Annotated in this window: 16 protein-coding genes and 1 tRNA gene; 9 read left to right on the top strand and 8 right to left on the bottom strand. The window is 65.6% G+C overall.

All coding sequences use genetic code 11. The annotated features are described in order from the left end of the window. The first annotated feature begins 84 nt into the window (after positions 1-84). The 3 genes from ACNA0R_RS10805 (at position 85) to ACNA0R_RS10795 (ending at position 1,993) form a co-directional block, all read left to right on the top strand. Positions 85-160: transfer RNA gene (locus tag ACNA0R_RS10805), tRNA-His, on the top strand. Positions 161-276: 116 nt separating this feature from the next. After that, the gene (locus ACNA0R_RS10800) at positions 277-1,182 is read left to right on the top strand and encodes a DUF6538 domain-containing protein (protein WP_415825987.1); all 906 of its coding nucleotides are present in this window, start codon (positions 277-279) and stop codon (positions 1,180-1,182) included. Further along, positions 1,136-1,993 (top strand): site-specific integrase, encoded by an 858-nt coding sequence (locus ACNA0R_RS10795; RefSeq protein ID WP_415825986.1) that lies wholly within the window; start codon positions 1,136-1,138, stop codon positions 1,991-1,993. Before ACNA0R_RS10800 ends, ACNA0R_RS10795 begins: the two co-directional genes overlap by 47 nt. Before the next feature lie 38 nt (positions 1,994-2,031). Here the strand turns inward: ACNA0R_RS10795 and ACNA0R_RS10790 are convergent, their stop codons facing one another. Genes ACNA0R_RS10790 through ACNA0R_RS10770 form a run of 5 tightly spaced genes read right to left on the bottom strand, consistent with a single transcriptional unit; the run spans position 2,032 to position 6,662 of the window. After that, the gene (locus ACNA0R_RS10790; RefSeq protein ID WP_415825985.1) at positions 2,032-3,363 is read right to left on the bottom strand and encodes an ATP-dependent DNA helicase; all 1,332 of its coding nucleotides are present in this window, start codon (positions 3,361-3,363) and stop codon (positions 2,032-2,034) included. Between the two features lie 32 nt (positions 3,364-3,395). Then, positions 3,396-4,721, bottom strand: coding sequence for a MobF family relaxase (gene mobF, locus ACNA0R_RS10785; RefSeq protein ID WP_415825984.1), 1,326 nt, complete (start codon positions 4,719-4,721; stop codon positions 3,396-3,398). Next, positions 4,715-5,944 carry a type IV secretion system DNA-binding domain-containing protein gene (locus tag ACNA0R_RS10780; protein WP_415825983.1) on the bottom strand — a complete coding sequence of 410 codons (1,230 nt, stop codon included), beginning with the start codon at positions 5,942-5,944 and terminating at the stop codon, positions 4,715-4,717. Before ACNA0R_RS10780 ends, mobF begins: the two co-directional genes overlap by 7 nt. Positions 5,945-5,985: 41 nt before the next feature. Then, the gene (locus ACNA0R_RS10775; protein ID WP_415825982.1) at positions 5,986-6,321 is read right to left on the bottom strand and encodes a hypothetical protein; all 336 of its coding nucleotides are present in this window, start codon (positions 6,319-6,321) and stop codon (positions 5,986-5,988) included. Then, a complete protein-coding gene (locus tag ACNA0R_RS10770) occupies positions 6,318-6,662 on the bottom strand; it encodes a plasmid mobilization protein (RefSeq protein ID WP_415825981.1) in 345 nt (114 codons plus the stop codon). Before ACNA0R_RS10770 ends, ACNA0R_RS10775 begins: the two co-directional genes overlap by 4 nt. A 377-nt stretch (positions 6,663-7,039) precedes the next feature. Here ACNA0R_RS10770 and ACNA0R_RS10765 point away from each other — a divergent pair, with 377 nt between their 5' ends. The 5 genes from ACNA0R_RS10765 to ACNA0R_RS10745 are packed head-to-tail and all read left to right on the top strand — an operon-like array spanning position 7,040 to position 16,892. Next, positions 7,040-8,626: a type I restriction-modification system subunit M gene (locus tag ACNA0R_RS10765; protein WP_415825980.1), complete on the top strand. Its 1,587-nt coding sequence runs from the start codon at positions 7,040-7,042 to the stop codon at positions 8,624-8,626. Positions 8,627-8,657: 31 nt separating this feature from the next. After that, the gene (locus ACNA0R_RS10760) at positions 8,658-9,902 is read left to right on the top strand and encodes a restriction endonuclease subunit S (protein ID WP_415825979.1); all 1,245 of its coding nucleotides are present in this window, start codon (positions 8,658-8,660) and stop codon (positions 9,900-9,902) included. Continuing rightward, positions 9,899-13,081, top strand: a complete 3,183-nt coding sequence (locus ACNA0R_RS10755) for a type I restriction endonuclease subunit R (protein WP_415825978.1) — start codon at positions 9,899-9,901, stop codon at positions 13,079-13,081. Before ACNA0R_RS10760 ends, ACNA0R_RS10755 begins: the two co-directional genes overlap by 4 nt. Further along, the gene (locus ACNA0R_RS10750) at positions 13,081-14,604 is read left to right on the top strand and encodes an SIR2 family protein (protein ID WP_415825977.1); all 1,524 of its coding nucleotides are present in this window, start codon (positions 13,081-13,083) and stop codon (positions 14,602-14,604) included. The genes ACNA0R_RS10755 and ACNA0R_RS10750 overlap by 1 nt, the downstream gene beginning before the upstream one ends. After that, complete coding sequence (locus tag ACNA0R_RS10745) at positions 14,601-16,892, top strand: hypothetical protein (RefSeq protein WP_415825976.1); 2,292 nt, start codon at positions 14,601-14,603, stop codon at positions 16,890-16,892. The genes ACNA0R_RS10750 and ACNA0R_RS10745 overlap by 4 nt, the downstream gene beginning before the upstream one ends. Before the next feature lie 258 nt (positions 16,893-17,150). Here ACNA0R_RS10745 and ACNA0R_RS10740 read toward each other — a convergent pair whose 3' ends face one another. Further along, complete coding sequence (locus ACNA0R_RS10740) at positions 17,151-19,793, bottom strand: autotransporter family protein (RefSeq protein WP_415826070.1); 2,643 nt, start codon at positions 19,791-19,793, stop codon at positions 17,151-17,153. Positions 19,794-21,099: 1,306 nt separating this feature from the next. Between ACNA0R_RS10740 and ACNA0R_RS10735 the strand changes: the two genes are divergently transcribed. After that, on the top strand, positions 21,100-22,134 hold the full coding sequence (locus tag ACNA0R_RS10735; RefSeq protein WP_415825975.1) for an alpha/beta hydrolase family protein: 1,035 nt from the start codon (positions 21,100-21,102) through the stop codon (positions 22,132-22,134). Between the two features lie 150 nt (positions 22,135-22,284). Here the strand turns inward: ACNA0R_RS10735 and hutG are convergent, their stop codons facing one another. Together hutG and ACNA0R_RS10725 are read right to left on the bottom strand one after the other, a co-directional pair. Beyond that, positions 22,285-23,088, bottom strand: a complete 804-nt coding sequence (gene hutG / locus ACNA0R_RS10730; RefSeq protein ID WP_415825974.1) for an N-formylglutamate deformylase — start codon at positions 23,086-23,088, stop codon at positions 22,285-22,287. A 12-nt stretch (positions 23,089-23,100) separates the two neighbouring features. Then, on the bottom strand, positions 23,101-24,117 hold the full coding sequence (locus ACNA0R_RS10725; protein WP_415825973.1) for a hydroxyacid dehydrogenase: 1,017 nt from the start codon (positions 24,115-24,117) through the stop codon (positions 23,101-23,103). Positions 24,118-24,136: the final 19 nt, after the last annotated feature.

Below are 24,136 nucleotides of genomic sequence, written 5' to 3'. Positions count from 1 at the left end.
CTTGGGCGTCCCGCTTCGCGTGGCCCGGAACAACACTTGAAATGGCCCAGGCAACTCGTGCTAGAATCTCGCTTCTTTGCTGCGGTGGCTGTAGCTCAGTTGGTAGAGTCCCGGATTGTGATTCCGGTTGTCGTGGGTTCGAGTCCCATCAGCCACCCCACCGAATCCTGTTGTTGCGCATAAGGCCTTGATTTCCTTGGGATTCAAGGCCTTATCGCTTAGAGGCTAAACCGCCGGTGCAACACGGTCTGTCACACAACCTCTGTGGAGCAGACCTTGAAGGCAATTTCCGAAGGCGTTTACGTCCGCGGCAAACATCGCACCTTTTATGTGCGTCGCCGCATCCCCGCCGCTCTCCGGGCCGCGTACCCCGCCCGTCAAGAGCACATCACCCGAAGCCTAAGTACGTCCGACTGGCGCGTGGCCAAGGAACTGGCGCGGGCCGAAAACGCGCGTATCGACGCCCAATTCCGACAGAAGCGCCAGGAGTTGGAGCTGAGTGAAGCTTCTTTGGCTCCCGAGCGCATCTCCAAGCTCGACGACGAGCAACTGCACGCGGTCGCCAAGTACTGGGTGCAGCAAGTGCTGCGGAACGACGAGCGTCGACGCCAGATGGGCCTTGACGATGATGAGTTCGAAGAGCTGGGCGAACAGCTAGCCACGCAACGAGGCGAATTCGGGCGCATGCTCGCCCAGGGCAACAGCCTGAGCATGTTCCCTGCACTGCGTAGCTTCCTCTCTCTCTGCGGGCTCGATTTCAATCCCAACGAGGATGAAGCCAAGCGGGCCAGTTACGCTTTCCTGCGCGCGGTCGTGGAAACGCTCGACTATCAGCTCACCAGGCAGCGCGGCGACATCGTCGACACGGACAAGGTCGTACCGGTGGCTCCCCACCCGCTGAAGGTCATCGCGCCGGAGCGCGCGGCGGAGAGCCCAGACCTGCCCACCTGGGATAAGGTGTTTGAGACGTGGCGCGACTATGTCGAGAACCGTCCGAAGCCAACGACCATCGCCTCGCAGATAGCCCGGCGCGACCTGAGGCGCTTTGCTGCTACCCCAGGGCGTGGATATGCCAGGCGCTGTGACTCCCGAGTTGATGACGGCCTTCGTGGAAGACATGCGACCTCGCCTCGGAGTGCCCACGCTCAACGAGCGAGTAACCAAAATCCGTGGCATCTATAAGATTGCGGTCGGGAAGCACGTCCTGCGCGTGAATCCGGCGGCCGGCACTCTCGGCGTCAAGGAAAGCGGCGCTAAGAAGCGCAAGAAGCGCCGGCTTCCTTTTGACTCAATCGACCTGCAAACGATTTTCGGCTCCGAGATCTTCACGCAGCACAAGCGGTCCAAGGGGCAATCGGGCGAGGCCAGCTACTGGACTCCGGTGCTGATGTACTACACGGGTGCTCGGCCCGAAGAACTGGCGGGCCTGGCGCTGAGCGACCTCGTGGACGACCCGAAGCTGGGGTGGTACCTGAACGTCGTCGACCGTCCCAGCGACGACGACCTCGACCTGTTCGACGACGTTCCGGAGTCCCACCGCCGTACACTCAAGAACGCGGTCTCCATCCGACGCGTGCCAGTGGCTAACGAGCTCATCGACCTCGGCTTGCTGCGTCACGTCGAGTGGTTGCGCGCCCACAAGGCGACGGTGTTCTTCCCAACTCTGAAGAAGGACTTCCACGGAAAGCTGTCGGGAGCGTTCTCAAAGTTCTTCGGGCGATACAAACGGTCGCTTGGCATCGCCGATAAACGTAAGGTGCTGTATTCGTTCCGCCACTGCATGAAGGACATGCTGGAAGCGGCGGGTGTTCCGTCTAAGTACCTGCAGCGCCTGTTGGGCCACACGGGTGACGGCAACGTGACGGACGGTTACGGCTCCGACCTGCCGTTCAATCGCATGGTTAGGTACTTCAAGCGCGTGGAGTTCGCGGCTATCCCGGCGAAGCCTTGGGAGCCGGGTCGCGGTTCCGTGAGCCTGAAGACCGGGGACTGACGTGGAAAGAACACGGGGCGCTCGCGAGCGCCCCGTGATTACCAAGACCTCTCCCGGCTGGGCGTCCGATGCAGGTCGAGCGCCGCATGCTTGATGTCCAGCCACGACATGGCCCGGGGCAGAAGCTCTCTGTCGTCGGTGTAGAGCGTGACACAGTGCCTGGCCCGGCTGATGGCCACGTAATACAGGCTTTGGTTGGCCATCGCCCCGCTTACATCCGCATCCACCAGCACCCGGTCGCACGTCTGGCCTTGCGCTGCGTGCACCGTGCTGCAGTAGGCATGGTCCATCCGCAGCGGCCGGTCCATGTTCAGCGTCAGCGTGCGCTCCGACCCCACATTGACCTTCAACTCGCGGGCAGCGATGTCGATGGAATCGACTGTGCCGGCTTGGCCGTTGACGACGCCGAGGCCATAGTCGTTCGCAGTGAACCGGATGCGGTCGCCGACTGCGACCTCGCGTTGCTCGGCCCGATGCACCGCCACGTGCGGCATGGCAGTCGGGCGCCACTGCACCAGTTGCCCATCCTGCCGGCGCAGGGTGATGCAACCAGGCGCGGTTTCGACCACCTCGGCCGTGTCGCCAGGCCGTAGCCCGATGCTTTTGTAGTGCCGTAGCGCTTCCACGATGTCGCCGGGCGCGTAGCTGAGCGAACTCTGCACTTGCGTCCGCGTGAGGTCGCGCCTTTCCAGCACGGTTACGGCGAAGCCGGTGCCCGCCAGCCCGAGCCGCTGACGCACGCGCTCGTTGATGGCATGCCGAGCGCGGTTTGTGCCGGCGACGGCCAGGGTTTGCAGCCGTTCCTCGAGCAGGCGCGACGCGTAGTCCCTGGCTATGCGTTCGTATCGCTCAGTCGCATGCGGCACCTCGGCAACCGTCGCGGAAAGCTTCTTCAACGAGTCCTCGACCTTGCCTTCCGCAGCATCCATCACGGCGGCCCGCAGCTTCTCATTTTGCTGACGCAGGATGTCGGCCATCCGAACCATCGCCATCCCTTGCTCCTGAAGCTGGCGGAACGGCGCGCCGGCTTCCACGGCTTTGAGCTGGCCGGTGTCGCCGACCAGCACCGCACGGGCGCCGGCTTCCTCCACCTTAGACGACAGCGCATGCATGTCGCGCAGGCTCACCATGCCGGCCTCGTCCACGACCACTACAGTCCGGTCGTCTAGGCGCCGGCCACTGGCAAGAAAGCCCGCGATGGTCATGGCCTCGAAACCGGCGGCAGAAAGCTCACGAGCCGCTGCCGCCGAGGGCGCCAGGCCGATGGCCTTGAACCCGTCCCCCAGGTTCTCGGAGACTGTGCGAAGCATCGCGGTCTTCCCGGTGCCTGCGAGCCCTTGCACGCCCACGATGCGGTTGCGGGTGGACAACACCAACTCCGCAGCCTGCCGCTGGCCTACCGTCAGGTGCTCACCAAGTGACGGCGCCGAGGTCGAGCTCGAATAGGGCGCGCTTGGGCAGCAGGTCTTCCGCGCCCTGCAGGATCTTCTTGTTGTCGTGCGTATCGTTCGAAGAGCCGCCCTTGCTTCGGTTCCCAGATGGCCATCGCCAGTACATCCCTGCCGCGCTGCTCGATGCCCAGAAGCTCCCGCTCCAGGGCCTGCGCGCTTGGTGTCGTAAGTCGCCGCCCATCGGCTGACGCCATCAGCTCGCCACTGGCCAGACGACGGTCGATATCGGCTTGCACGTCGTCTAGCCCCAGGCTGCCGGTGCTGTGCGCCAGCGCCTCTTGTGCAATGGCCAAGCGGCTGACGATGGCGCTGCGTTCGGTCAGGTGAGCCACCGCGAAGTCCACCGCCTCGCGGGTGCGCTCTTCGACCGCTGTATCTGCGCGCGATGCGGCGACCTGCAAGTCAGGCCTCCAGTCCACGCCGAGGCCCGCAGCCCGGGCGCCCCACGCCTCGCGCAGCTCGTCGCGCCGCACGCTGGCGTCCTTGGCTCGCCGCGTGCTTAGGCCTGCGACTTCGCGCATCTCGGCCGAGGCGGTAGCGCGACTCTCGCCCTTCGCGGCCAGCGCTGCGTCAATGGCGCGGCTGCGTGTGCTGAACGCCTCGACCTGCTCGCGCGTGATGTGCGCGAGCTCGAACCGGCCATCCTGGCGCGTGCGGCGAATGCGGTAGCCCAGTTCCTGCACACTCTTGGCCAGCTCGGCACGGTACAGGACGCCGAGCAATTTCTGCTGCTCATACAGCGCATGTGCGTCGAGTGCTCGCCATTGGCCGTCTGGCCGCTGCGTGAAGTTCAACAGGACGCAGTGTGTATGCACCTGCGGGTCCAGCGCCCGGCTCAGGTCGTGGTCGAACCGGGCGGCGACCACGTTCTGGCTGCGCACCGAAACCGTTTCGCCGTTCTGCGTGCTGCGGTACACCGCCAGTTCCTCTTGCACGTACCGCAGCGCGTGAGTGACGGCGTGTTGGTGGGCGTCGAGGAGCTCCGTGGAGCCGCCAATCAGCGCCTGCACGCTCAAGGACTTTGGCGCGCTGAACGTCAAGTCCAGGCCGGCGGTCCGACCTTCGCCGCCGCGATGCATCTCTGCCCCGTCGGGCAGTCGGCCGTCGAGCAGCGCCCGGAAGTCGGCGCTGTCCACCTCTCCGCGCAAACCCAATGCATCGGCTCCTGCGCCCCACCAGCATGAAGGTGCGCGGCCGTCCTCGCTGTAGTAGTCGTCGCTGCCCTCGTAGTAGCTCGCGGCGGACGCGGCCGAAACGACCTTTGCCAACGTCAGCATGCGTCCTCCGGCACGAACGCATCGGTCACGTCCTCGCGGGTTTGCGGCGTCAGGCGCAGCCTGCGCACCGGCTCGTCACCGGCCAGCGCGAGATAGCCGGTGAGGTTCGGCAGGCCGGCGATTTCACTGGCCATCACCAAGCGCTCCTGGGCATGCCGCAGGCTCTGGGACTCGCCCAGCCCGCTGGCCCCGTTGCTGCGGCTCAGCTCGTGCCGCAAAACCTCCCGTTCCCCGAGGGCGCGCGACAGTTCATCAGCGGTGGCCGGGTCGCTCTTGGCAATGGCCAGAACGACGAGGTTTCGGAAACAGGTGCGCAACACCGTCGCCGAATCCTTTCCATAGAGCCGATCAAGCTGTGCCGTGCTCTGCAGGCCGGCGATGACCGCGAGTCCATGCTTGCGGCCGAGCGTCAGCCCGGCCTCCAGTCCATTCAACTTCCCGAGCGCGGCCAACTCATCGAGCACGAGCCATACGCGCCGCGCCGGGTCGGGCGGCAGCGTCAGCACCGCGTTTGTGGTGATGTCCGCCCAAGTCGCCAGCAGCGGCGCAAGTGCCGCTTGCATATCGGCGCGCCACGTCAAGAACAGGCTGCCGCTTCCCTGTTCTAGCCAAGTCCGCAGGCTGAAGTTGCCGGGCTTGATGAATCGGTGAGGTGACAAATGGGCCGTCACGACGAACCGTGTGCTGGCCAGCGCTTTGTCCGCCCCGTCGTCAAAGAGCCCGGCGGCTGGCGTGCCCGCCAGCAGCGCGCCCAGCTCGCGTGCCGGCGCGCTGGTGCACCAGTGCAGCAGGCGCTCGGTAGTTGTGTCTCCACTTCGCACCAAGGCGCGCAGCACCTCGGCCAGCAGCACCTGGGCGTAGTGATGCCAGGGCGCCGACTCGCCATGACCGGCCGGAACGATGCTCGCGGCCAGACGGTCGGCGTCGAAATCCGCGCGCACCTCATTGAAGATGGTCCACCCTTCGCTGCGGGCATCGAACGGGTTCAAAAGCCGGTCGCCGTCCTGTGCGAAGCGGCGCAGATAGCCGCCATTGGGGTCGCAGACGATGGCGCGGTCACCGCGCGCTCCGATGCCGTCGAGCAGCTCTTCTATGAGGGTCGATTTGCCAGCGCCGGTGGTGCCGGCCGCCAGCAGGTGCAGAGTTTCCAATTCGGTGGGCCATGGCTGGCCGCCAAGTGTCAAGAGCCGATGTCCGCTCGCCATGGGCTCGGCGTTGCGCACTTGTGCTCGCCACGAGCAGAGCCGCTTCCACGCAGCGTGCATCATCGGTCGTCCTCCCACCGGACACCCCGAAGGCGCCTCATGTCGAGCTCCGCCCTGCGCTTCCAGCGCCGGAACAACCAGCCGCCGACCAACGTGGCACCCATGACCCCGACGAGAGTGCAGAGGACGAGCAATGTCAACGTCGTGCGGTTGGTCTCCCGCCCCAGCAGGGCGAGCCCGAGCACGCGCCAGCCGTCTAGTGCGGGCAGGCCAAGTCCGAGCGCCCAAACGGTGGCCCAGGTGACTGCCGACAGCACCACGGCGAGCACGGCCCAGACCCGTGCTCGGTCTATCGCACCAAGCAGGTGGCGGAGGAATGCGTCATGCGTTCTCATGCCGCACCTCCGCGCTCGTCAGCGTTACCTACGTGGGCTGCCAGCCGCGCACGAACGCGCGCGAGAATCTGCGCGTCGCGCGCTGCCGCTAGTTCACGCAGCAATAGCAGCATCTCGCGATGCTCGGTGCTCGTACCGTTGACCGGTGCGCCCGGCGCTAGCTTCACCTGCTGGCGCAATGCGGCCAGCTCGACGGCCACATCCAATGAATCGTGCACCGCCGTGACCGTGGCGCGAACGTGCTCCGACATCGTTACGCCCTGGGCATCGGCCCGTTGGCGCAGTGCCTTGTACTCGCCATCGCTGACGCGAACCTTGATGAACCTGCTGCGCGCGGTCATTCTTGGCTCTCCGTGCTCGACAGCGCAAACACTGGGCGGGCTGACTGGAGGGCCACGGAATGTGGACCGCTTCATTCAGGGCCGTGGACCCTGCCGAGCCAATATTGGCGCGGGTTTCCGGCAGTCGACGCCCGCTATCGCAGATTGCAGGGGTGTGTATCGTTCTCAGGACCTGCCTGGGCAGGATGGAAGGCTTCATTTCGGCTTCTCCAAAACGTTTATGGACAAAGCCGTATAGGCATGCGCTTTTTAGTCAGTGGGGGGCACCTGCGCGACCACAGTGGACTTTGAAACAAACTGTGTTACACGGTAAGCTTGTAGGATGCATCTGCCGGGGAGGGCCGCTTCCCAAAACCCCAAGAACAGCGAGCCGCAGGATGAATCAAGACCTAAAGAAAGCGCTGTGGGCCGCCGCCGACAAGCTGCGGTCCTCGATGGACGCCGCCGAGTACAAGCACATCGTGCTCGGATTGATATTTTTGAAGTACATCAGTGACGCCTTTGACGAGCGCCGAACCCAGCTGCTGTCCGCGTTCAAGGACGAGGCCGGCGACCTCTACCTGCCCGACGCGGCGGACCACGCCGAAGCGCTGGAAGAGCGCGACTACTACACGATGGCCAACGTGTTTTGGGTGCCGGCCTCGGCACGCTGGGAAGCCATCCGCGCCCAGGCCAAGCAGGCGGACATCGGCGTGCGCATCGACGCCGCGCTGGAAGCCATCGAGGCCGACAACCCGCGCCTGAAGGGCATCCTCGATAAGCGCTTCGGCCGCACCCAGCTCGAACCCGGTCGCCTGGGCGAGCTGGTGGACCTGGTGTCCACCATCGGCTTCGGCGAAGGCCACCATGCCAAGGACCTGCTCGGCGAGGTCTACGAGTACTTCCTCGGCCAGTTCGCCAGCGCCGAGGGCAAAAAGGGCGGCCAGTTCTACACGCCGGCCTCGGTGGTAAAGGTGCTGGTGGAAGTGCTGGCGCCGCACCAGGGTCGTGTCTACGACCCCGCCTGCGGCTCAGGCGGCATGTTCGTGCAGAGCGAGAAGTTCATCGAGGCGCACGGCGGCAAGGCCGACGACATCAGCATCTACGGCCAGGAGGCCAACCCTACCACCTGGCGTCTGGTGGCGATGAACCTGGCCATCCGGGGCTTCGCGGCCGACCTGGGCAAGGAGCCGGCCGACACCTTCCACCGCGACCAGCACCCCGACTTGCGCGCCGACTTCTGCCTGGCCAACCCGCCCTTCAACATCAGCGACTGGGGCGGCGAGCGGCTGCTGGAAGACCGGCGCTGGGCCTACGGCACGCCGCCGGCCGGCAACGCCAACTACGCCTGGCTGCAGCACATCCTGCACCACCTGGGCCCGCGCGGCCAGGCCGGCGTGGTGCTGGCCAACGGCAGCATGAGCAGCAACCAGAACAACGAAGGCGCCATCCGCCGCGCGATGGTCGAGGCCGACGTGGTGGACGTGATGGTGGCGCTGCCGCCGCAGCTGTTCTTCAACACGCAGATTCCGGCCTGCCTGTGGTTCCTGGCGCGGGACAAGAGCGGCGCGGCCGTTCCGGGCGGCAAGAAGGGGCGCGACCGGCGCGGGGAAGTGCTGTTCATCGACGCCCGCAAGCTCGGCCGCATGGCCACGCGCGTGAACCGCGTGTTCGACGACGCCGACGTGGCGCGCATCGCCGCCACAGTGCACCGCTGGCGCGCCGATGGCGAGGACGGGGCGGACGAGCCCTATGCCGATGTGGCCGGCTTCTGCCGCGCCGTGAAGCTCTCCGAGATTGCCGAGCACGGCCATGTGCTGACGCCGGGGCGATATGTCGGCGCCGAGGAAGCGGATGACGATGACGAGGCGTTCAACGAGAAGATTGAGCGGTTGACCGCACAGCTGGCCGAGCAGATGGTGAAGGGGGCAGAGCTGGATGCGGTGATTCGGGAGAAGCTGGGGGCGATGGGCTATGCGGTCTGAATGGCGAGCAGTGACCCTCGCGGAAGCAGGAGTGAGCCTCATCGACTGCGACCACCGCACTCCTCCAGCTGCTGACGAAGGCTACCCGTACATCGCCATACCGCAACTAAAGGACGGTCACGTTACGCTTGACGGCGTGAGGCGAATCAGCCGCGAACATTTCAACGAGTGGACCAAGAAGCTCAAGCCACGCGAACATGACGTCATCGTTGTGCGGCGTTGCAACTCAGGCGTTAGCGCAGTTGTCCCGCACGGCGCTGAGTGGGCAATTGGTCAGAACCTCGTGGTACTTCGAGCCGATGGGCGTCATGTACGCCCCGAGTTCCTGCGCTGGCTGGTCCGTGGCGAGGATTGGTGGGAGCAGGTTCGTAAGTACGTCAACGTGGGTGCGGTTTTCGACAGCTTGAAGTGCCGCGACATTCCGCACTTTGAAGTGCGTGTTCCGTCGTTGCACGAGCAGGACCGCATCTGCGAAGTACTCAATGCGATAGACCTTCGCATCGACCTCCTGCGCCAAACCAACGCCACCCTCGAATCCATCGCCCAAGCCCTGTTCAAGAGCTGGTTCATCGACTTCGGCCCGGTGCGCGCCAAAGCCGAGGGCCGCGAGCCCGAAGGCATGGACGCCGCCACGGCGGCGCTGTTCCCCACCGAGTTCGAGGAATCGGCGCTGGGGGCGATTCCAAAGGGGTGGCGCGCTTCAAAGGCAGGCGACGTCTTCCGCATCACGATGGGGCAATCACCTCCGGGTGAGACCTACAACCAAGAGGGTGCTGGTGTGCCCTTCTATCAGGGCCGCGCAGACTTCGGTTTCCGGTTCCCATCGGTCCGGGTCTATTGCACCGCACCAACTCGGCACGCAAGGGAAGGGGACGTGCTGGTGAGCGTTCGGGCGCCCGTTGGCGATGTAAACGTCGCACTTGAATCCTGCGCTGTTGGCCGAGGGGTCGCCGCCGTTGGTCTGGACAACGCTCAGTCCTTCGCCTTGTATTCGATGAAGTCGCTGCGGGACAGATTTGCCGAGTACGAGTCGCATGGGACGGTGTTCGGCTCGATTAACAAGAAGCAATTTGAAGCGTTGCCTTGCGTCATTCCCTCGCCTGAGGTGCTTGCCGCGTTCTCATGTACAGCGGGAGCGCTCGACGACCGCGTGCGTGTCAACGAACTTCAGGTCCGGTCGCTAACGGACCTGCGTGACTCGCTGCTCCCTCGCCTCATCTCCGGCAAGCTCCGCCTTCCCGAGGCACAAGCTCAACTCGAAGAGGCCATTGCATGAGCGGGGTCAGCGAGGACGCTGTCGAACAGGCGATGCTCGAATGGCTGGCCGGCCTGGGCTGGGCCACTGCCCATGGCCCCGACATCTCCCCACCCGATGCCCGCACGCCTGGGACCGAGCGCGCCAGCTACCGCGAGGTGGCGCTAGCCGGCCGGCTGCGCGACGCCATCGCGCGGCTGAACCCGCATATCCCGCCCGGCGCCCGCGACGACGCGCTGCGCCGCGTGCTCAGCCCCAACCTGCCGGGCCTTGTCAGCGCCAACCGCCAGATGCACCGCTGGCTGGTGGACGGCGTGCCCGTTGAGTTCCAGAAGGACGGCGAGACGCGCGGCGACCGCGTGCGCCTGCTGGACTTCGCTGACGTGGCGGCCAACGACTGGCTGGCCGTCAACCAGTTCAGCGTGCAGGGGCCGAAGCTGACGCGCCGGCCCGATGTGCTCCTGTTCGTCAACGGCCTGCCGCTGGTGCTGTTCGAGCTGAAGAACCCCGGGGACGAGGACGCCGACATTTGGGCGGCTTGGAACCAGCTCCAGACCTACCAGCAGGACATCCCCGACCTGTTCCATGCGAACGTGCTGCAGGTCATCAGCGACGGCATCCAGGCGCGCATGGGTTCGCTGACCAGCGACCGCGAGCGCTTCATGGCCTGGCGCACCATCGACGGCGTGTCCACCGACCCGCTGGGTGCGATGCGCGAGCTGGAGACGCTGGTGCTGGGCCTGTGCCAGCGCGAGCTGCTGCTGGAGTACCTGCGCCACTTCGTGCTGTTCGAGGACGACGGCCGGCTCGTCAAGAAAGCGGCCGGCTACCACCAGTTCCACGCGGTGCGGGCCGTGGTGCAGAGCGTGCTGGCGGCGTCGGCGCCGGGCGGCACGCGCAAGGGCGGCGTTGTCTGGCACACCCAGGGCGCCGGCAAGAGCATCGAGATGACCTGCCTGGCCGGCGCGTTGATGGCGCACCCCGACATGGGCAACCCGACGCTGGTGGTGGTGACCGACCGTAACGACCTGGACAACCAGCTCTTCGGCGTGTTCGCTGCCGCCAGCGAGATGCTGCGCGAGACGCCGGCCCAGGCCGACACGCGGCCCGAGCTGCGCCGCCTGCTGGCCAACCGCCCTTCGGGCGGCATCATCTTCACGACCATCCAGAAGTTCACGCCAGGCGAGGACGAAGACACTTTCCCCGTGCTCTCCGACCGGCGCAATATCGTCGTCATCTGCGATGAGGCGCACCGCACGCAGTACGGCTTCGAGGCGCGGCTGGTGAACGACAAGGGGCGGCCGGCCGAGCCGGCAGCCAATGACAGCCAGGCGCTGCAGGTGGCCGAGCCCCGCGCCGACTACCAAGCCACCAACGCCATGCGCTATGGCTACGCGCAGCATCTGCGCGATGCGCTGCCCGGCGCGACCTTCGTCGCCTTCACCGGCACGCCGGTGTCCCTGAGCGACCGCGACACCCGCGCCGTGTTCGGCGACTACGTCCACATCTACGACATCGAGCAGGCGGTGCGCGACGGCGCCACCGTGCCCATCTACTACGAGAGCCGGCTGGCCCGGCTGGAGCTGAAGGAGGCCGATGTCTCGCAGCTCGACAGCGAGGTGGACGAGCTGACCGAGGACGAGGAAGGCGACGCGGCCAAGGTGGCCCGGCTGCGCCGCTGGGCCGCGCTGGAGCAGCTGGTGGGCGCGCCGCCGCGCATCCAAAAGGTGGCGGCCGACATCGTGGCCCACTTCGAGAACCGGCTCACGGCGATGGAGGGCAAGGCGATGGTCGTGGCGATGAGCCGCGACATCTGCGTCTACCTCTACAACGCCATCGTAGCGCTGCGGCCCGACTGGCACAGCGACGACCCAATGCAGGGCGCCATCAAGGTGGTGATGACCGGCGCGGCCTCGGACAAGGCGCTGCTGAAGCCGCACATTTACCCCAAGAACGTGCGCAAGGACTTGGAGAAGCGCTTCAAGAAGCCGGCCGACCCGTTCAAGTTGGTCATCGTGCGAGACATGTGGCTGACCGGGTTCGACGCGCCCTGCCTGCACACGATGTACGTGGACAAGCCCATGCGTGGCCACAACCTGATGCAGGCCATCGCGCGGGTGAATCGTGTCTTCAAGGACAAGCCTGGCGGCCTGGTGGTGGACTACATCGGCATCGCCAACGAGCTGAAGGCGGCGCTAGCCGACTACACCCAAGCCCACGGGCGCGGCAAGCCAACCATCGACGCGCACGATGCGCTGGCCGTGCTGCAGGAACAGATGGACGTACTGCACAACATGCTGCATGGCGTCGAATACACCGACTTCCGCAGCAAGGCCTGGCAGTTGTTGCCGGCAGTGGCCAACCATGTGCTCGGGCTGGAGGACGGCAAGAAGCGCTTCGCCGACACGGTGCTGGCCGCCAGCAGGGCGTTCGCGCTGTGCTGCACGCTGGACGAGGCGCTGACCTACCGCGACGAACTGGCCTTCCTTCAGGCGGTCAAAGCAGCGCTGACCAAGCACGCCGGCACCGACAAGAAGCTGACCGACGAGCAGAAGGAGCACGCGCTGCGGCAAATCATCAGCCGCGCGGTGGTCAGCGATGAGGTCATCGACATCTTCTCGGCCGCCGGCCTGAAGCGGCCGGACATCGGCGTGCTGTCTGACGAGTTCCTGGAAGACGTGCGCCACATGAAAGAGCGCAACCTGGCCGTCGAGCTGCTGGAGCGCCTTCTGAAGGGCGAAATCAAGTCGCGCTTCAAGACCAATGTGGTGCAGAGCGCCAAGTTCTCCGAGCTCCTGCAGCAAAGCCTGACCCGCTACCGCAACCGGGCGGTCGAAACGGCCCAAGTCATCGAAGAGCTCATCGAGATGGCCAAGAAGTTCCAGGCCGCTGCGCAACGCGGAGAGAGCCTGGGGCTGAACCACGACGAGATGGCCTTCTACGACGCGCTGGCCATGAACGAGGCTGCGGTTCGCGACTTGGGCGACGAGACGCTGAAGAAGATTGCCGTCGAACTGACGCTGAGCCTGCGCAAGTCCGTCACTGTGGACTGGGCCAAGCGCGAGACAGTGCGGGCCAAGCTGCGCGTGATGGTGAAGACGCTACTGCGCCGCTACAAATACCCGCCTGACCGGCAGGAAGAGGCGACGGAGACGGTGCTGCGGCAGGCGGAGTCGTTGTCGGCGGAGTGGGTTGCGTAATGGCGACTGGAGCCACGACATACGCACCTGACCAGCTCATCAAGGATGCGGCGAAGCATGGCGAGTTGGTTGTCTTCGTCGGCGCGGGGGCCTCAATGCTCTGCGGAAGCCCCGATTGGCGTGGGTTCGCAAGCCAGGTCGTTGGCGCTCTCGAGAGGGGCAACGTGCTCGACTTCTTGGAGGCGGAGCAACTGCGCGGGCTTGGTGACCCACGCAGAACTCTGTCGATTGCGATGGCTCTTGCCAAGGAAAAGGGCATATCCATCGACTTTGATGGCATCTTGCACCCGGGGAAGCCTGCGGCGGTTGGAGAAGAGCTGTACAGATTGCTATCCGAGCTGAGGCCTGTCTTCGTCACGACAAACTATGACAAGTGGCTTGATGACGCCGGCCCGGAGGACCTGTCAACTGAGGTAAAGGAAGGTGGAGAGGCGGAGCCTCCGAAGGGGCCAGCCAAACGACCTAAGTACTACCTTCGCGAACACTTATCGCCTGCGCTTCTCGCTCAGAGAGGGGCTGTCATTCACCTCCATGGTTCCTACATGGACCCGAGCTCGATGGTGGTCTCGCTTAAGGATTACATCGAGCACTACGCCGATTCGAGAGTTCAGGAGTTTCTCGCGGCGATGTTCAAGAACCATACCGTTCTGTTCGTGGGCTACGGTCTTGCAGAACTGGAGGTTTTGGACCACATCATCCGGTCCAACGAGTCGATTCGGACCGGGGCAACGGAGCCCCGACACTTCCTGCTGTTCGCCGTTCGGTCGACGGAATCTGTCCAGACTCGATTCATCGAGCACTTCTTTCGCGACCAGTGTGGCGTCCAAGTTATTCCGTACTGCATCGACACGAAGGGCTACCGGGAACTCGTGGAGGTCTTTAAGGGCTGGGCACCGGAGCTGGATATACGTGGCCCAGCTACGTTGGACTTGCAGGCCCACCTAGACAGATATGTAGCATCGCCCACCGAAGTCAATCGACGCGCGGCGCTAAGCCTTATAGAGAGTCGGCCTGAGCTCGCCTCCTACTTGCTCAACTCTCTGAAGGACCCCGTGTGGTTTGGCGACCTCGATGGCGCGGGCTTCTTCAACCCGGAGGACAACCCGGAGGTGAGGCTCGTCGAAGGCGAACGCGGTACTGTGTATCAGGCGGATGGGTGGCCTGCTCTGCGGTACCTTGAGCAAATTGCCGCGTCAGTAACGGACGTACAGGCTGCCCGCATCGTCAACATAGTTCGAGCTATCAGCGCGGACGCCGACCGTCGCAGTATTGATAACTGGAGAACTTGGTGGTCTCTTGCGACGGTATTTTCGCAGTTGCCGCTGGATGTATTGACGGATGACGACATTGAGATGACTCGCCGATGGCTCGTTAGCCGCTTTGATGCAGACATGGTCGGGCACGAGCTCGGCGTGAAGCTCCTGCCGCGACTTTTGGATAGTCCTAAATCAGGGGACTGGCATAAGGCAACGCTGCTGGCCGATGTGCTCTCAATGGTTCGGCCAACCGGAGAAGCAACGTGAACGACAAGGCGGGAGTTCTGGGCAGCTACTACTTGGGTGAGGCCCTCAAGCCAGCCGCGAGGAAGCTTGGCGAACGTTGCGGTGCCGCCGCCGTCGCCATGCTGGCCCGGCGCCTGACCGAATACATTGGTTCGATAGATGATGACAGGCACTCGTATATCTGGCGCTCTGCAGTTGAGGAACACGAACAAGATGCACATAAGGACGGTTCGAGAGACGTACTTGTTGACGCTGTCCGCGATGCGGCCATAGGCGCCACGGGCACCGGCTCTTCAGCGGCGCTATCCGTCGCCAAGTCGCTCCTTGAATCACCCTACCCGACGCTGACTCGCATTGGAATTTATGTGTGTGGCGAGCACTACGGCACCGTTGGAACGGCCTTTTGGGAGTGCGCCAAAGCAAGGTGGTTCGTCGAGGTTTCCTATTGGCATGAGCTCTATTGGTTCATCAGCAAAGGCTTCTCAAAGTTTTCTTCCTCCCAGAGGGCGAAGTTTCTGGAGTTTGTGGAGCAGCTTAAGGGGGACTGGTCGGACGAGTCGCGGCAAGAGGAATGGGACGAGACTCAAAGGCGAGACCTCCTGCATCCTGCGTTCGGCCAAGGCGATGCGGATGTGGATACGAGGTATGAAGCGCTGGTGAAGCGATGGGGGCCAGTGCGGGACCACCCGGACTTCCACACCTACTCGACTGGCGGCTGGGTTGGAGACCGGAGCCCCATCCCATCCGACGCGCTCGTGGCGATGTCAGGAGAGGAACTGGTGACGTACTTGAGGGGCTTCACCCCGGAGGCCAGGAGTTGGGATGGCCCAACCTACAGAGGGCTCGCTTCGACGCTAAGTGCAGCAGTTAGGGCCAGCGAAGATGGCTTCGCAAGTCGAATCATGCTGTTCGTCGACCTAGCGAGGCCGTATCAGCACGGCGTGCTTCGTGGACTGAAGGAGCGGTGGTCCGACGACAAGCGGGACATCTCCTGGCCGACAACCCTGAAGCTGGTGCAGGCCCTTGTTTCGTCGCCCACCTTCCGAGCCGACTTGACTGCCGAGCAGACGGAGGGTTGGGAACCCTCGGTGCACTGGGTCGTTAGCGACATTGCCGACCTTGTGAAGAGTGCGTCCGAGACTAAGCGTCACATGCCGGCGGACCTCTACAAGCTGTGGCTCAAAGTTCTGTGCCACGTTCTTGAGGCGACGCCTGGTGAAGAAGAAGAATCGAGCGACGCGGTCTCTCACGCAATTAACTCTCCGAGGGGACGGACGTTGGAGGCGCTCATTCGCCTTGCCCTGGCCATGAAACGCGAGGAAGCCGCTGGCGACCCCGCGTCGGACGAGACTTGGATTGCGGTCGGGCCGGTGCTTGAAGCCGAACTCGCAACAAGCGAGGCGGGGCTGAATAACGACTTTGCGACGATGTGCGGGCTGTACTGCGCAAACTTTCACTATCTCAACGCAGACTGGACGGAAGGCAATTTCGACAGACTCTTCTCGTTAACCAACGAGTCGGCATGGAGGTGTGCGGCACAGGGGTTCGCTTACCAGAATCGCCTGTACCCGTGGCTGTACGAACGCCTTGATGCCGGCGGGCACCTGAGGCGAATGGTCTTCTCGGAGGACCTCCCCGACCGCGTGGCGGATAGAGCTCTACAGTTTCTGGGGCTCGCGTATCTCGAAGGCATCGAGAGCCTCGACGGTGACGGCCTGCTCAGCGAGCTCGTTGTCGGGTTAAAGGTCAAAGAACTGTCGGCGCTGTCCTGGTTCTTCTGGACGCTTCGAGGGCAGTTGGAACCGACTGCACGCACGTCGAGAGTGCTGGATTTCTGGATGACGGTGGCAGAGCGGATTCGGGCAACCGGCGCAGTCTTGCCTGGACTTCAGTCGGCCCTCACCCAGCTTGCAGCCTTCGTCCATGAACTCACACCGGCGACGAGCGCGGCATTGCTGGATGCGGCGCCCTACGCACAAGTCGGGCACCACGGCTACATGCTGGTCGAGAATTTGGTGCGGCTCGCGAGCCAGTACCCCAAGGAGGTAGCCGCCATCTTCCGGTCTGCCATGTCGGGCTTCTTGCCGGACTTTCGTCCAGAGGACGTGAAAGGCTGCGTTATTCGATTGGCCGAGGCGGGCCAGGTCGAGGAGGCTGAGTGGATTTGCAACGCGTATGCCGAGCGTGGCTCACCACTCCTGAAGGAGACGTATGAGGCGCTGCGCGCCATGCAACGGTCGGCGTCGGGTTCTGCCGGCGAGGCTGACGGCCGTGCTGGAGAGGGCGGTGCCGGCAACGGTGATGCCTGACCCTCAGCTTAAGAACACGGTGGTCTTGCGGTCGCCATCCGCCTGTTACAATCTGTACCTCAGACCCGTGTCGCACCGGCCGCAAAGCCGCGAAATCACTGGGGTTCCCAGGTGGCCAATTGTCTCCCATCAGCCACCCCACTAGAAATTTATAGATCAGGCGCTTAATGGACCTGGAATTCGTGGACCTGGAGTCCGGCCCGCGAATTCGGGAAACCTAAGCGCCTTTTTTATTTCCCGAAAAAAGGCGCTCCGCCGCTAGAAGCGCCACGCCACGTTGACGCTGCCGGCATTCTGCCGGTTGCCGCCGCCGAACTGGCCGTTGTAGGCCACGCCCACGCTGGTCGATTTCGTCACTCGCATGTCGATGCCCAATTCCATCACGGCGGCGTTCTGCGCGATGGGGGCGCCGGCCACCGTGAAAGGCACGCTGTCGCCGAAGGCCACGGTGGTGGTGGGATCGAGGTCCCCGAAGGCATGGCGCCAGCCGGCCATGGCATGCACGCGGCCCGGCATGCCGGCGGACTCGAAGCGAAACTCGCCGCGTAGTCCCAGCGTGGTGGTGGTGACGGCGCTGCGTTCGCTTTCGCCGTCGAGGGCTGCCACGCCGCCGGATTCGGAGAAACCCCGCACGCGCAGGTCGCTGTAATTGACGCCGGCGAAGGGCTGCAGCGCCATGCCGTCGCCCACCGGCAAGCGGTAGCCCAGTTCCGTGAAGACCTGCGCGGTGCCGGCGTGATAACCGGCCTTCAGCGTGTCGGGCAATCCCGCGGCGGCGGTATCGCGGCGCGTATCGATATCGTGCCAGGTGTAGGCCGCGCCCGCGGTCCATTCGATGTGTCCCGGTCCGGCCTGGAAGGCCTTGCCGCCGTATAGCGTGGCGCTGTAGCTGTCCACGTCCGCGGTGGAAGTGCGGTCGCGCAGGGACACATGGGTGTCGGTATAGCCCAGCGCCCCGCCCAGGCGCCAGCCGGCGCCCAAGGCGCGGTCGCCGCCCACGAACAGGCCGCCGTCCGATTGCCGCACGCGTCCCGCGTTGCCATTGCCGTCCAGCGTGCGCCAGCTGCCGAAGACCTCCGCCCAGAGCGGCTGCGCGGCCGAGCGGGGCAGGGCGATCGCGCCCGATGCCGGCGATCCCGCCTGCGCCGTGGGGGCGCCGGGCGTCTGGCCTGCGTATAGATTCGCGCGCAAGTGCGCCATCGGCAGGCTGGCTACTGTGTCGGCGACTTGACCCAGTGCCGCGATGGTGGTGGCGTGGACCTCACCGGACAATGCATCGAAGGCCGCCGGTGGCGCGCCCACTGGAAGATTCAGTACCTGGGAATAGACCGCGTTGTCCTGCGGCATGGTTTGTACCGCGTTGGCGACGGCGCGCTGGTTGCGGGTGTTCGCGGCGTCGGCAAAGCGGATCGGGCGCGTGCCCCCGCCGCCATTGCCACCACCATCGCCGCCGTTGCCACCACCACTGCTGTTGCCGTTACCACCATCGCCGCCACTGCCACCGTCGCCACCGTCGCCGCCATCGCCGCCATCGCCGCCATCGCCGCCATTGCCACCGTTGCCGCTGTTGCCACCATTGCCCGGCACCTGCTTCAACTGCATCCGCAGGGTGACGTCGTTGGCGCCGTAGCTCAGCTTGGGATCCAGGAAGGCGTAGTTGCTGGCGACGCTGTTGAATGTCCCTTGCAGCCCTCCCGCCGCCGACACGATGGTGTAGTCCCGCGCCAGGCTGAAATTGCCGTCCGGGCCCACGTGCACCACCGAACCCGCCAGCGTCGCCCTGCCGCCCGCCACGATGCGGTCGCTGGCCGAGGAGGCGGAATCCACCTCCACCTGATAGACCGCGCCGGGCGCCATGGTGAAGTCGCCGGTGACGTGCAGCGTGCCGATGGAGTTGCCCGGCGCCACGATGCCGCCGGCGCCGATCACGGCACCGCCGACCGTGCCCTGTCCGCCCAGCGTGGCGCCGTTGGCCACGGTCACGGTGGCCGGCAGAATGGCACCGGCGTGCGTGGCGTCGCCCACCACGAGCTTGCCTGCCTGCAGCGCGAATGCGCCCGTATACGTGCTGGCGCCATTCAGTGTCAGGGTGGCGGCGCCGGTCTTGGCCAGCGCGCCGCCGCCGGAGAGCGTGCCTTGCAGCGTCAGGGACTGCGGCGTGTCGAGGGTGCCCCCGCCCGCGTCCACCACGATGGCGCGCGCCGTATCGATCGCGGCGGTGTTGCGCAGCGTGCCGCCGTTGAACGTCAGGGCGCCGGCCACATCGCCCAGCACCGCGTCCGAGCCGATGGCCAGCGTGCCGGCGCTCACGGTCCACGGCGTGACGCCGGCGTTGACACCCGTCAAGGTCCAGGTGCTGGCGCCCGTTTTTTCGTAGCCATTGAAGCCCTGGTACTGCACCAGGCTGCCCACGGCGCCGATCTGGCCGACGTTGAAGGTGGTGCTGGCATCCGTCGTATCGCCGCCCAGGTCGAGGATATCCCCGCCCAGCGTCGTACCGCTGGTGCTGACGACGTTGCCCAGGATGGTGGACCCTGCCTGCAACGTCAGGCGATTGGCCCCGCCGCTCAATTCCACGGCATTGGCGCGGCCCGTGAAGCTGCCCACGCCGCCTACGATGGTGCCGCTATTGGCAATCGTGACGCCGCCTTGGGCGACCACGCCGGCCCCGCCGGCGGCAGGGATTGCGCCGCCCGGACTGCCCGCGATACCGCCAAAGATGGTTCCGGCGTTCAGCAGGGATCCGCCGGTGTTGATGAAGCGCACGCCGGCCCCGCCGACGCCCGCCTGGCCGCTGGATCCGTCGCCGCCCCTGCCGCCGGTGATCTGGCCGCTGGCGTCGTTGGCGATGGCGGTGCCGTTGACGACGATGGCGTCGCCACCCGCCCCGGCTCCGCCCATCACGCTCGCGTCGCCATTGCCGCCGTTGCCACCGCGGATGGACGCGGCATTGTTTACCGTGCCGCGGTTGGCAAGCACCGCCGCGCCGCCCTGGCCGCCCGCGCCGCTTAAGGCCGCGCCGCCCAGGCCGCCCTGGATGGTGCCGAGATTGTTGAACAGGGTGCCGCCGTCGACCAGGAATACGCCCGCGCCGCCACTGCCGCCGCTCGAGTTCGCACCCAGGCCGGCCGCGCCACCGGTGCCGCCGACGATCACCGAACCGGTGTGCAGGATGGTCCCGCCGGACACCAGCACCAGGGCGGCGCCGCCGCCACCGCCGCCGCCGGGTCCGCCAACCGCCGTGGCTCCGTCGCCGCCATTGCCGCCGGAGATGGAGGTTCCGCCGGTGTTGAGCACCGCATTCGCTCCGGTAAGGATCAGGCCGCCCTGGCCACCGCCGCCGCCACCTCCGCCCGAATCGAAGGAGCCCACATCGCCGTCAAGGCCGTTGAGCCCGTTCATCGCGTTGGGCAGCACCGTGTTGAGGCCCGCGCTGACGTTGCCAGACGGGGTCTGGCTATCGCCACCCTTGCCACCCGCGGCAGCGATGCCGCCGGCACCGCCACCTCCGCCACCGCCGGAGCTCGCATCATCGCCTACGAGCTGGCCGCCCATGCCGCCCGCGGAGCTGGAATTGCCTCCGTTCGCGCCCAGGCCGGCAGCCCCGCCCAATGGCGCGCCGCTGCCGCCGCCACCGCCTGGCACCGATACGGCGGGCAGGGTGCCGCCTTGTCCGCCGCCGCCGCCGCCCNCCNGGNNGNCGNCGNCGCCGCCGCCGCCNTCACCGTTGAAAGCATCCCCGCCATTACCGCCCTGTCCGCCGCCGCTGGCGATATCGCCGGGCGCCGCGAGTGCCATCATCGGCGCCGCGGCCGACAGCAGGGCGGTCGCCAGCGCGACTTTCAGCGTGGACAGGGGCAGGTCGGGAGCGCGTCCATGCCGGGTAATGCGATTTCCTTGCGAGGTGTTTTTCGTTTTCATATCGGCGAGAAAAAAGCAGGAGCGGCGTGCGCGAGCACACGCCGGCACTGGCGAAGCTACAGGGGGAACCAGCCACGTATTGCGGTGAGAAGCGCCGCGGCTTAGGCCGAAGTACGGAGGCGGCGCGCGGCGATTGTAAAAGACAGCGGCTGAAAATGGCGGTTTGTTGCATCCTCGCTCCTTGCGCATAGGGAATCCACCGATGGCCGGGCAAACCGCGCGAATCTAGACTAAATATGTATAAACATAAATATAAGTCTGGTCTATTTCCACGGAGGAGGAAACCATGTCATTGACCGTTCGCGGGATAGCGATCCTGGCGACCCTGTTCGCATGCCTGGCGATGCAGCCCGCCCGTTCCCAGAACATCGATATAAAAGAGCCGCTGACCATCGCGAGCCAGGGCAGCTTCTTCATCGGCGGCAGAGAGGTGAAGTCGGAAACCCTCTCCACGCTGCCGCAGGTGGATCCCAAGGGCACGGTCACCGTCGAGCAGATGTATGTGCAATACCAGGTTCCCGTGCATCCCAAGGCCGCCCGCGTCGTGTTCATCCATGGCTGCTGCCTGACCGGCGCATCGTGGGAGACGACGCCGGACGGCCGCATGGGCTGGTCGGAGTATTTCGTGCGCAAAGGCTATCCGACCTACGTCGTGGACCAGGCCGCGCGTGGCCGTTCGGCCATGAACGCGTCGGTGATCGGCGGGGTCAGGAGCGGCAAGCTGCAGCCCGATACGCTGCCGGTGGGTTTCCAGGCAGGGCGGGAGGTCGCGTGGCCGCTGTTCCGTTTCGGCCCGCGTTATCCCGAAGCCTATGCGGGCTCGCAATATCCGGTCGAGGCCCAGGAGGCGCTTTGGAAGCAGATGGTGCCGGACTGGGCGTATTCGATGTCGACGCCGAATCCCACCGTGCCCGCGCTGAACCTGCTTGCCCAGCGGCTTAAGAACACGGTGCTGGTCAGCCACTCGCAGTCAGGGATTTATCCGTTCCAGGCACTCGCGCGCGGCCGCGACGGGATAGCGGCCATCGTTTCGATAGAGCCCGCCGCGTGTCCCGCGGCCAGCGGCGATCTGGCGCCTTATGCCGGCGTTCCCATCATGGTCCTGTTCGGCGACTACATCGCGCAATCGGCCGTGTGGGCGCCGCGCCTGGCGGCATGCGAGGCATTCGCGCAGGCGGTCAACAAGGCGGGCGGCCAGGCCAAGGTGCTCCAGCTGCCGCAGGCGGGCATGTACGGCAACACGCACATGCTGATGCAGGACCGCAATAACCTGCAGGTCGCCGATCTGCTGTCGAAGTGGATCGACGACAGCGTGCATTGACCGCCGTCGATCCGTATAGGCGTTTTTGAACGCTCGCTTGGGCAAGCTCGAACTGGACGCGGCTGCCGGCGCCTTCCTGGCGGCGCGCGGCCTTGCCGGACGACCATGTCGAGGGCTCGCGGCGCGGGCCGCTCGGTGATACCTGACGGATCAACCCTTCCGCGTCAGCGCCGCATAGGTGTCCTTCACCATCGCCTGCAGGGTCGGCAGCAGGCGGTCGGCCAGATCTTCGCGGTAACCGTAGGGTTCGGTCTCGTCCATGTACACGCATTGCGCCATTTCCAGCTGCACCACGTGAACGCCTTCTTGCGGACGGCCGTAGTGGCGCGTGATGTGGCCGCCCTTGAAGCGGTCATCGATCACCCAGCTGTACGGGCCCGTGGCGGCGGCGGCCTGGGCGGCTTCGCGCAGGGCGGGTCCGCATGCGGCGCCGCTGAAGGTGCCGATGTTCAGGTCAGGCAAGCGGCCCTCGAACAGGTAGGGCAGTTCGCTGGCGATGGAATGTGCCTCCCACATCAGCACGTGTCCATGCTGCCGGCGCAAGCGTTGAAGCTCGGCGCTCAAGGTGTCGTGATACGGCTGCCAGTAATCGCGCACCCGTTGCGCGGTCTCGGCATCGCCGGGCACGTCCGCGGGGTCCAGATAGACTGGTTCGCCATGAAAGGTCGCGACCGGGCAGAGCGTCGTGGTCGTCTGGCCCGGATACAGCGCGGCGCCGTCGCTGGGCCGGTTCACGTCGATCACGTAGCGCGAATAATTCGCCCGCACGAAGGACGCGCCCATCCGCCGCGCGAAGTCATACAGGCGCGACAGGTGCCAGTCGGTATCGGCCAGCCTGCGCGCGGCCGGCGTCATGCGGCGTGCATAGGCCTCGGGCAGGTACTCGCCGCCGTGCGGGATGGAGATAAGCAACGGGATGCTGCCTTGTTCAAGACTGACGATGGGCAGGGTCATGATGTTCGCTCTCTAGGGATTCGGGTTTGAACGCAAAGCGCGGCGCAGCACCTGGCGCGGCGGGCGGCGACGCTCCCAGACTTCGGGCCGCACCATGTGCGGTGGCGGCTGGCCGGAAAGCACCGCGATGATCTGCTCGGCGCACTGGGTGGCCGTGGCCCGCAGCGCCTCCTGGGCGGAGCCGGCCACGTGCGGGGTCAGTACGACATTGGGCAGGCCGGCCACGATGGCGCCGGCGGGCAAGGGCTCGGTTTCGAAGACGTCCAGGCCCGCACCGAACAGATGGCCCTGGCGCAAGGCATCGGCCAGGGCGGTCTCGTCGATGAGCCCGCCGCGTGATGTATTGATGACGATGGCGCCGCGCTTCATGCGGCGCAGCGCGCCGGCGTCCAGCGTGTGGCGCGTATCCGGACGCAGCGGACGATGCAGCGACACGACGTCCGCCACGGCCAGCAGTTCGTCCAGGCTGGCGGCGCGATGTGCGCCCGGCGGCAGCGCTTCGCCGGCGGGCAGGCTGGGCGACCACACCACCACCCGCATGCCCAGCGCCTGCGTCACCATGCCGCACAGAATGCGGCCGGTGCGGCCCAGCCCGACGATGCCCAGGGTCTTGCCGCACAGTGACACCATCGGTTGCTCGTACTTGAAACGCCAGTCGCCCTTGCGCGTGGCGGCGTCGGCCTGCACGGCCTGGCGCGCGGTGGCCAGCATCAGCATCAGCGCGTGTTCCGCCACTGCCTGCACGTTGGCCGACGGCGTGTAGACCACGGGAATCCCGAGTTCGGCGGCATGGGCCACCGCGATCTTGTCGGTGCCGGTGCCGTGGTTGGCGATCACGCACAGATGCGGCGCCATGTCGATGAGATCGGCGGGAAGACTGTCGCGCACCAGCACGGCGTCGGCTCGCGCGATGACCTGCCGCAGCGCGTCCAGGGTGGTGCCGGGCGGTTCGATGACTTCCATGCCGGCGTCGCGCATAAGCTGCGGTCCGCTGGGATGGACGGGTTGCGCGATGACGCAGGTGGGCATGGGCATGTTTCCTTAGCTC

The organism is Bordetella sputigena (genome assembly GCF_965137885.1).
Lineage (GTDB): Bacteria > Pseudomonadota > Gammaproteobacteria > Burkholderiales > Burkholderiaceae_B > Bordetella_C > Bordetella_C sputigena.
Note: the sequence above shows the minus strand (reverse complement) of the source record. Positions and strands in the feature narration are given on the sequence as shown.

Bases quoted from the DNA above. Each gene is read 5' to 3' on its own strand.
- mobF (WP_415825984.1), bottom strand. From the start codon at position 4,721: ATGCTGACGTTGGCAAAGGTCGTTTCGGCCGCGTCCGCCGCGAGCTAC.
- ACNA0R_RS10775 (WP_415825982.1), bottom strand. From the start codon at position 6,321: ATGAGAACGCATGACGCATTCCTCCGCCACCTGCTTGGTGCGATAGAC.
- ACNA0R_RS10770 (WP_415825981.1), bottom strand. From the start codon at position 6,662: ATGACCGCGCGCAGCAGGTTCATCAAGGTTCGCGTCAGCGATGGCGAG.
- ACNA0R_RS10765 (WP_415825980.1), top strand. From the start codon at position 7,040: ATGAATCAAGACCTAAAGAAAGCGCTGTGGGCCGCCGCCGACAAGCTG.
- ACNA0R_RS10755 (WP_415825978.1), top strand. From the start codon at position 9,899: ATGAGCGGGGTCAGCGAGGACGCTGTCGAACAGGCGATGCTCGAATGG.
- ACNA0R_RS10750 (WP_415825977.1), top strand. From the start codon at position 13,081: ATGGCGACTGGAGCCACGACATACGCACCTGACCAGCTCATCAAGGAT.
- ACNA0R_RS10740 (WP_415826070.1), bottom strand. From the start codon at position 19,793: ATGGGCGGAGCCGGGGCGGGTGGCGACGCCATCGTCGTCAACGGCACC.
- ACNA0R_RS10735 (WP_415825975.1), top strand. From the start codon at position 21,100: ATGTCATTGACCGTTCGCGGGATAGCGATCCTGGCGACCCTGTTCGCA.
- hutG (WP_415825974.1), bottom strand. From the start codon at position 23,088: ATGACCCTGCCCATCGTCAGTCTTGAACAAGGCAGCATCCCGTTGCTT.
- ACNA0R_RS10725 (WP_415825973.1), bottom strand. From the start codon at position 24,117: ATGCCCACCTGCGTCATCGCGCAACCCGTCCATCCCAGCGGACCGCAG.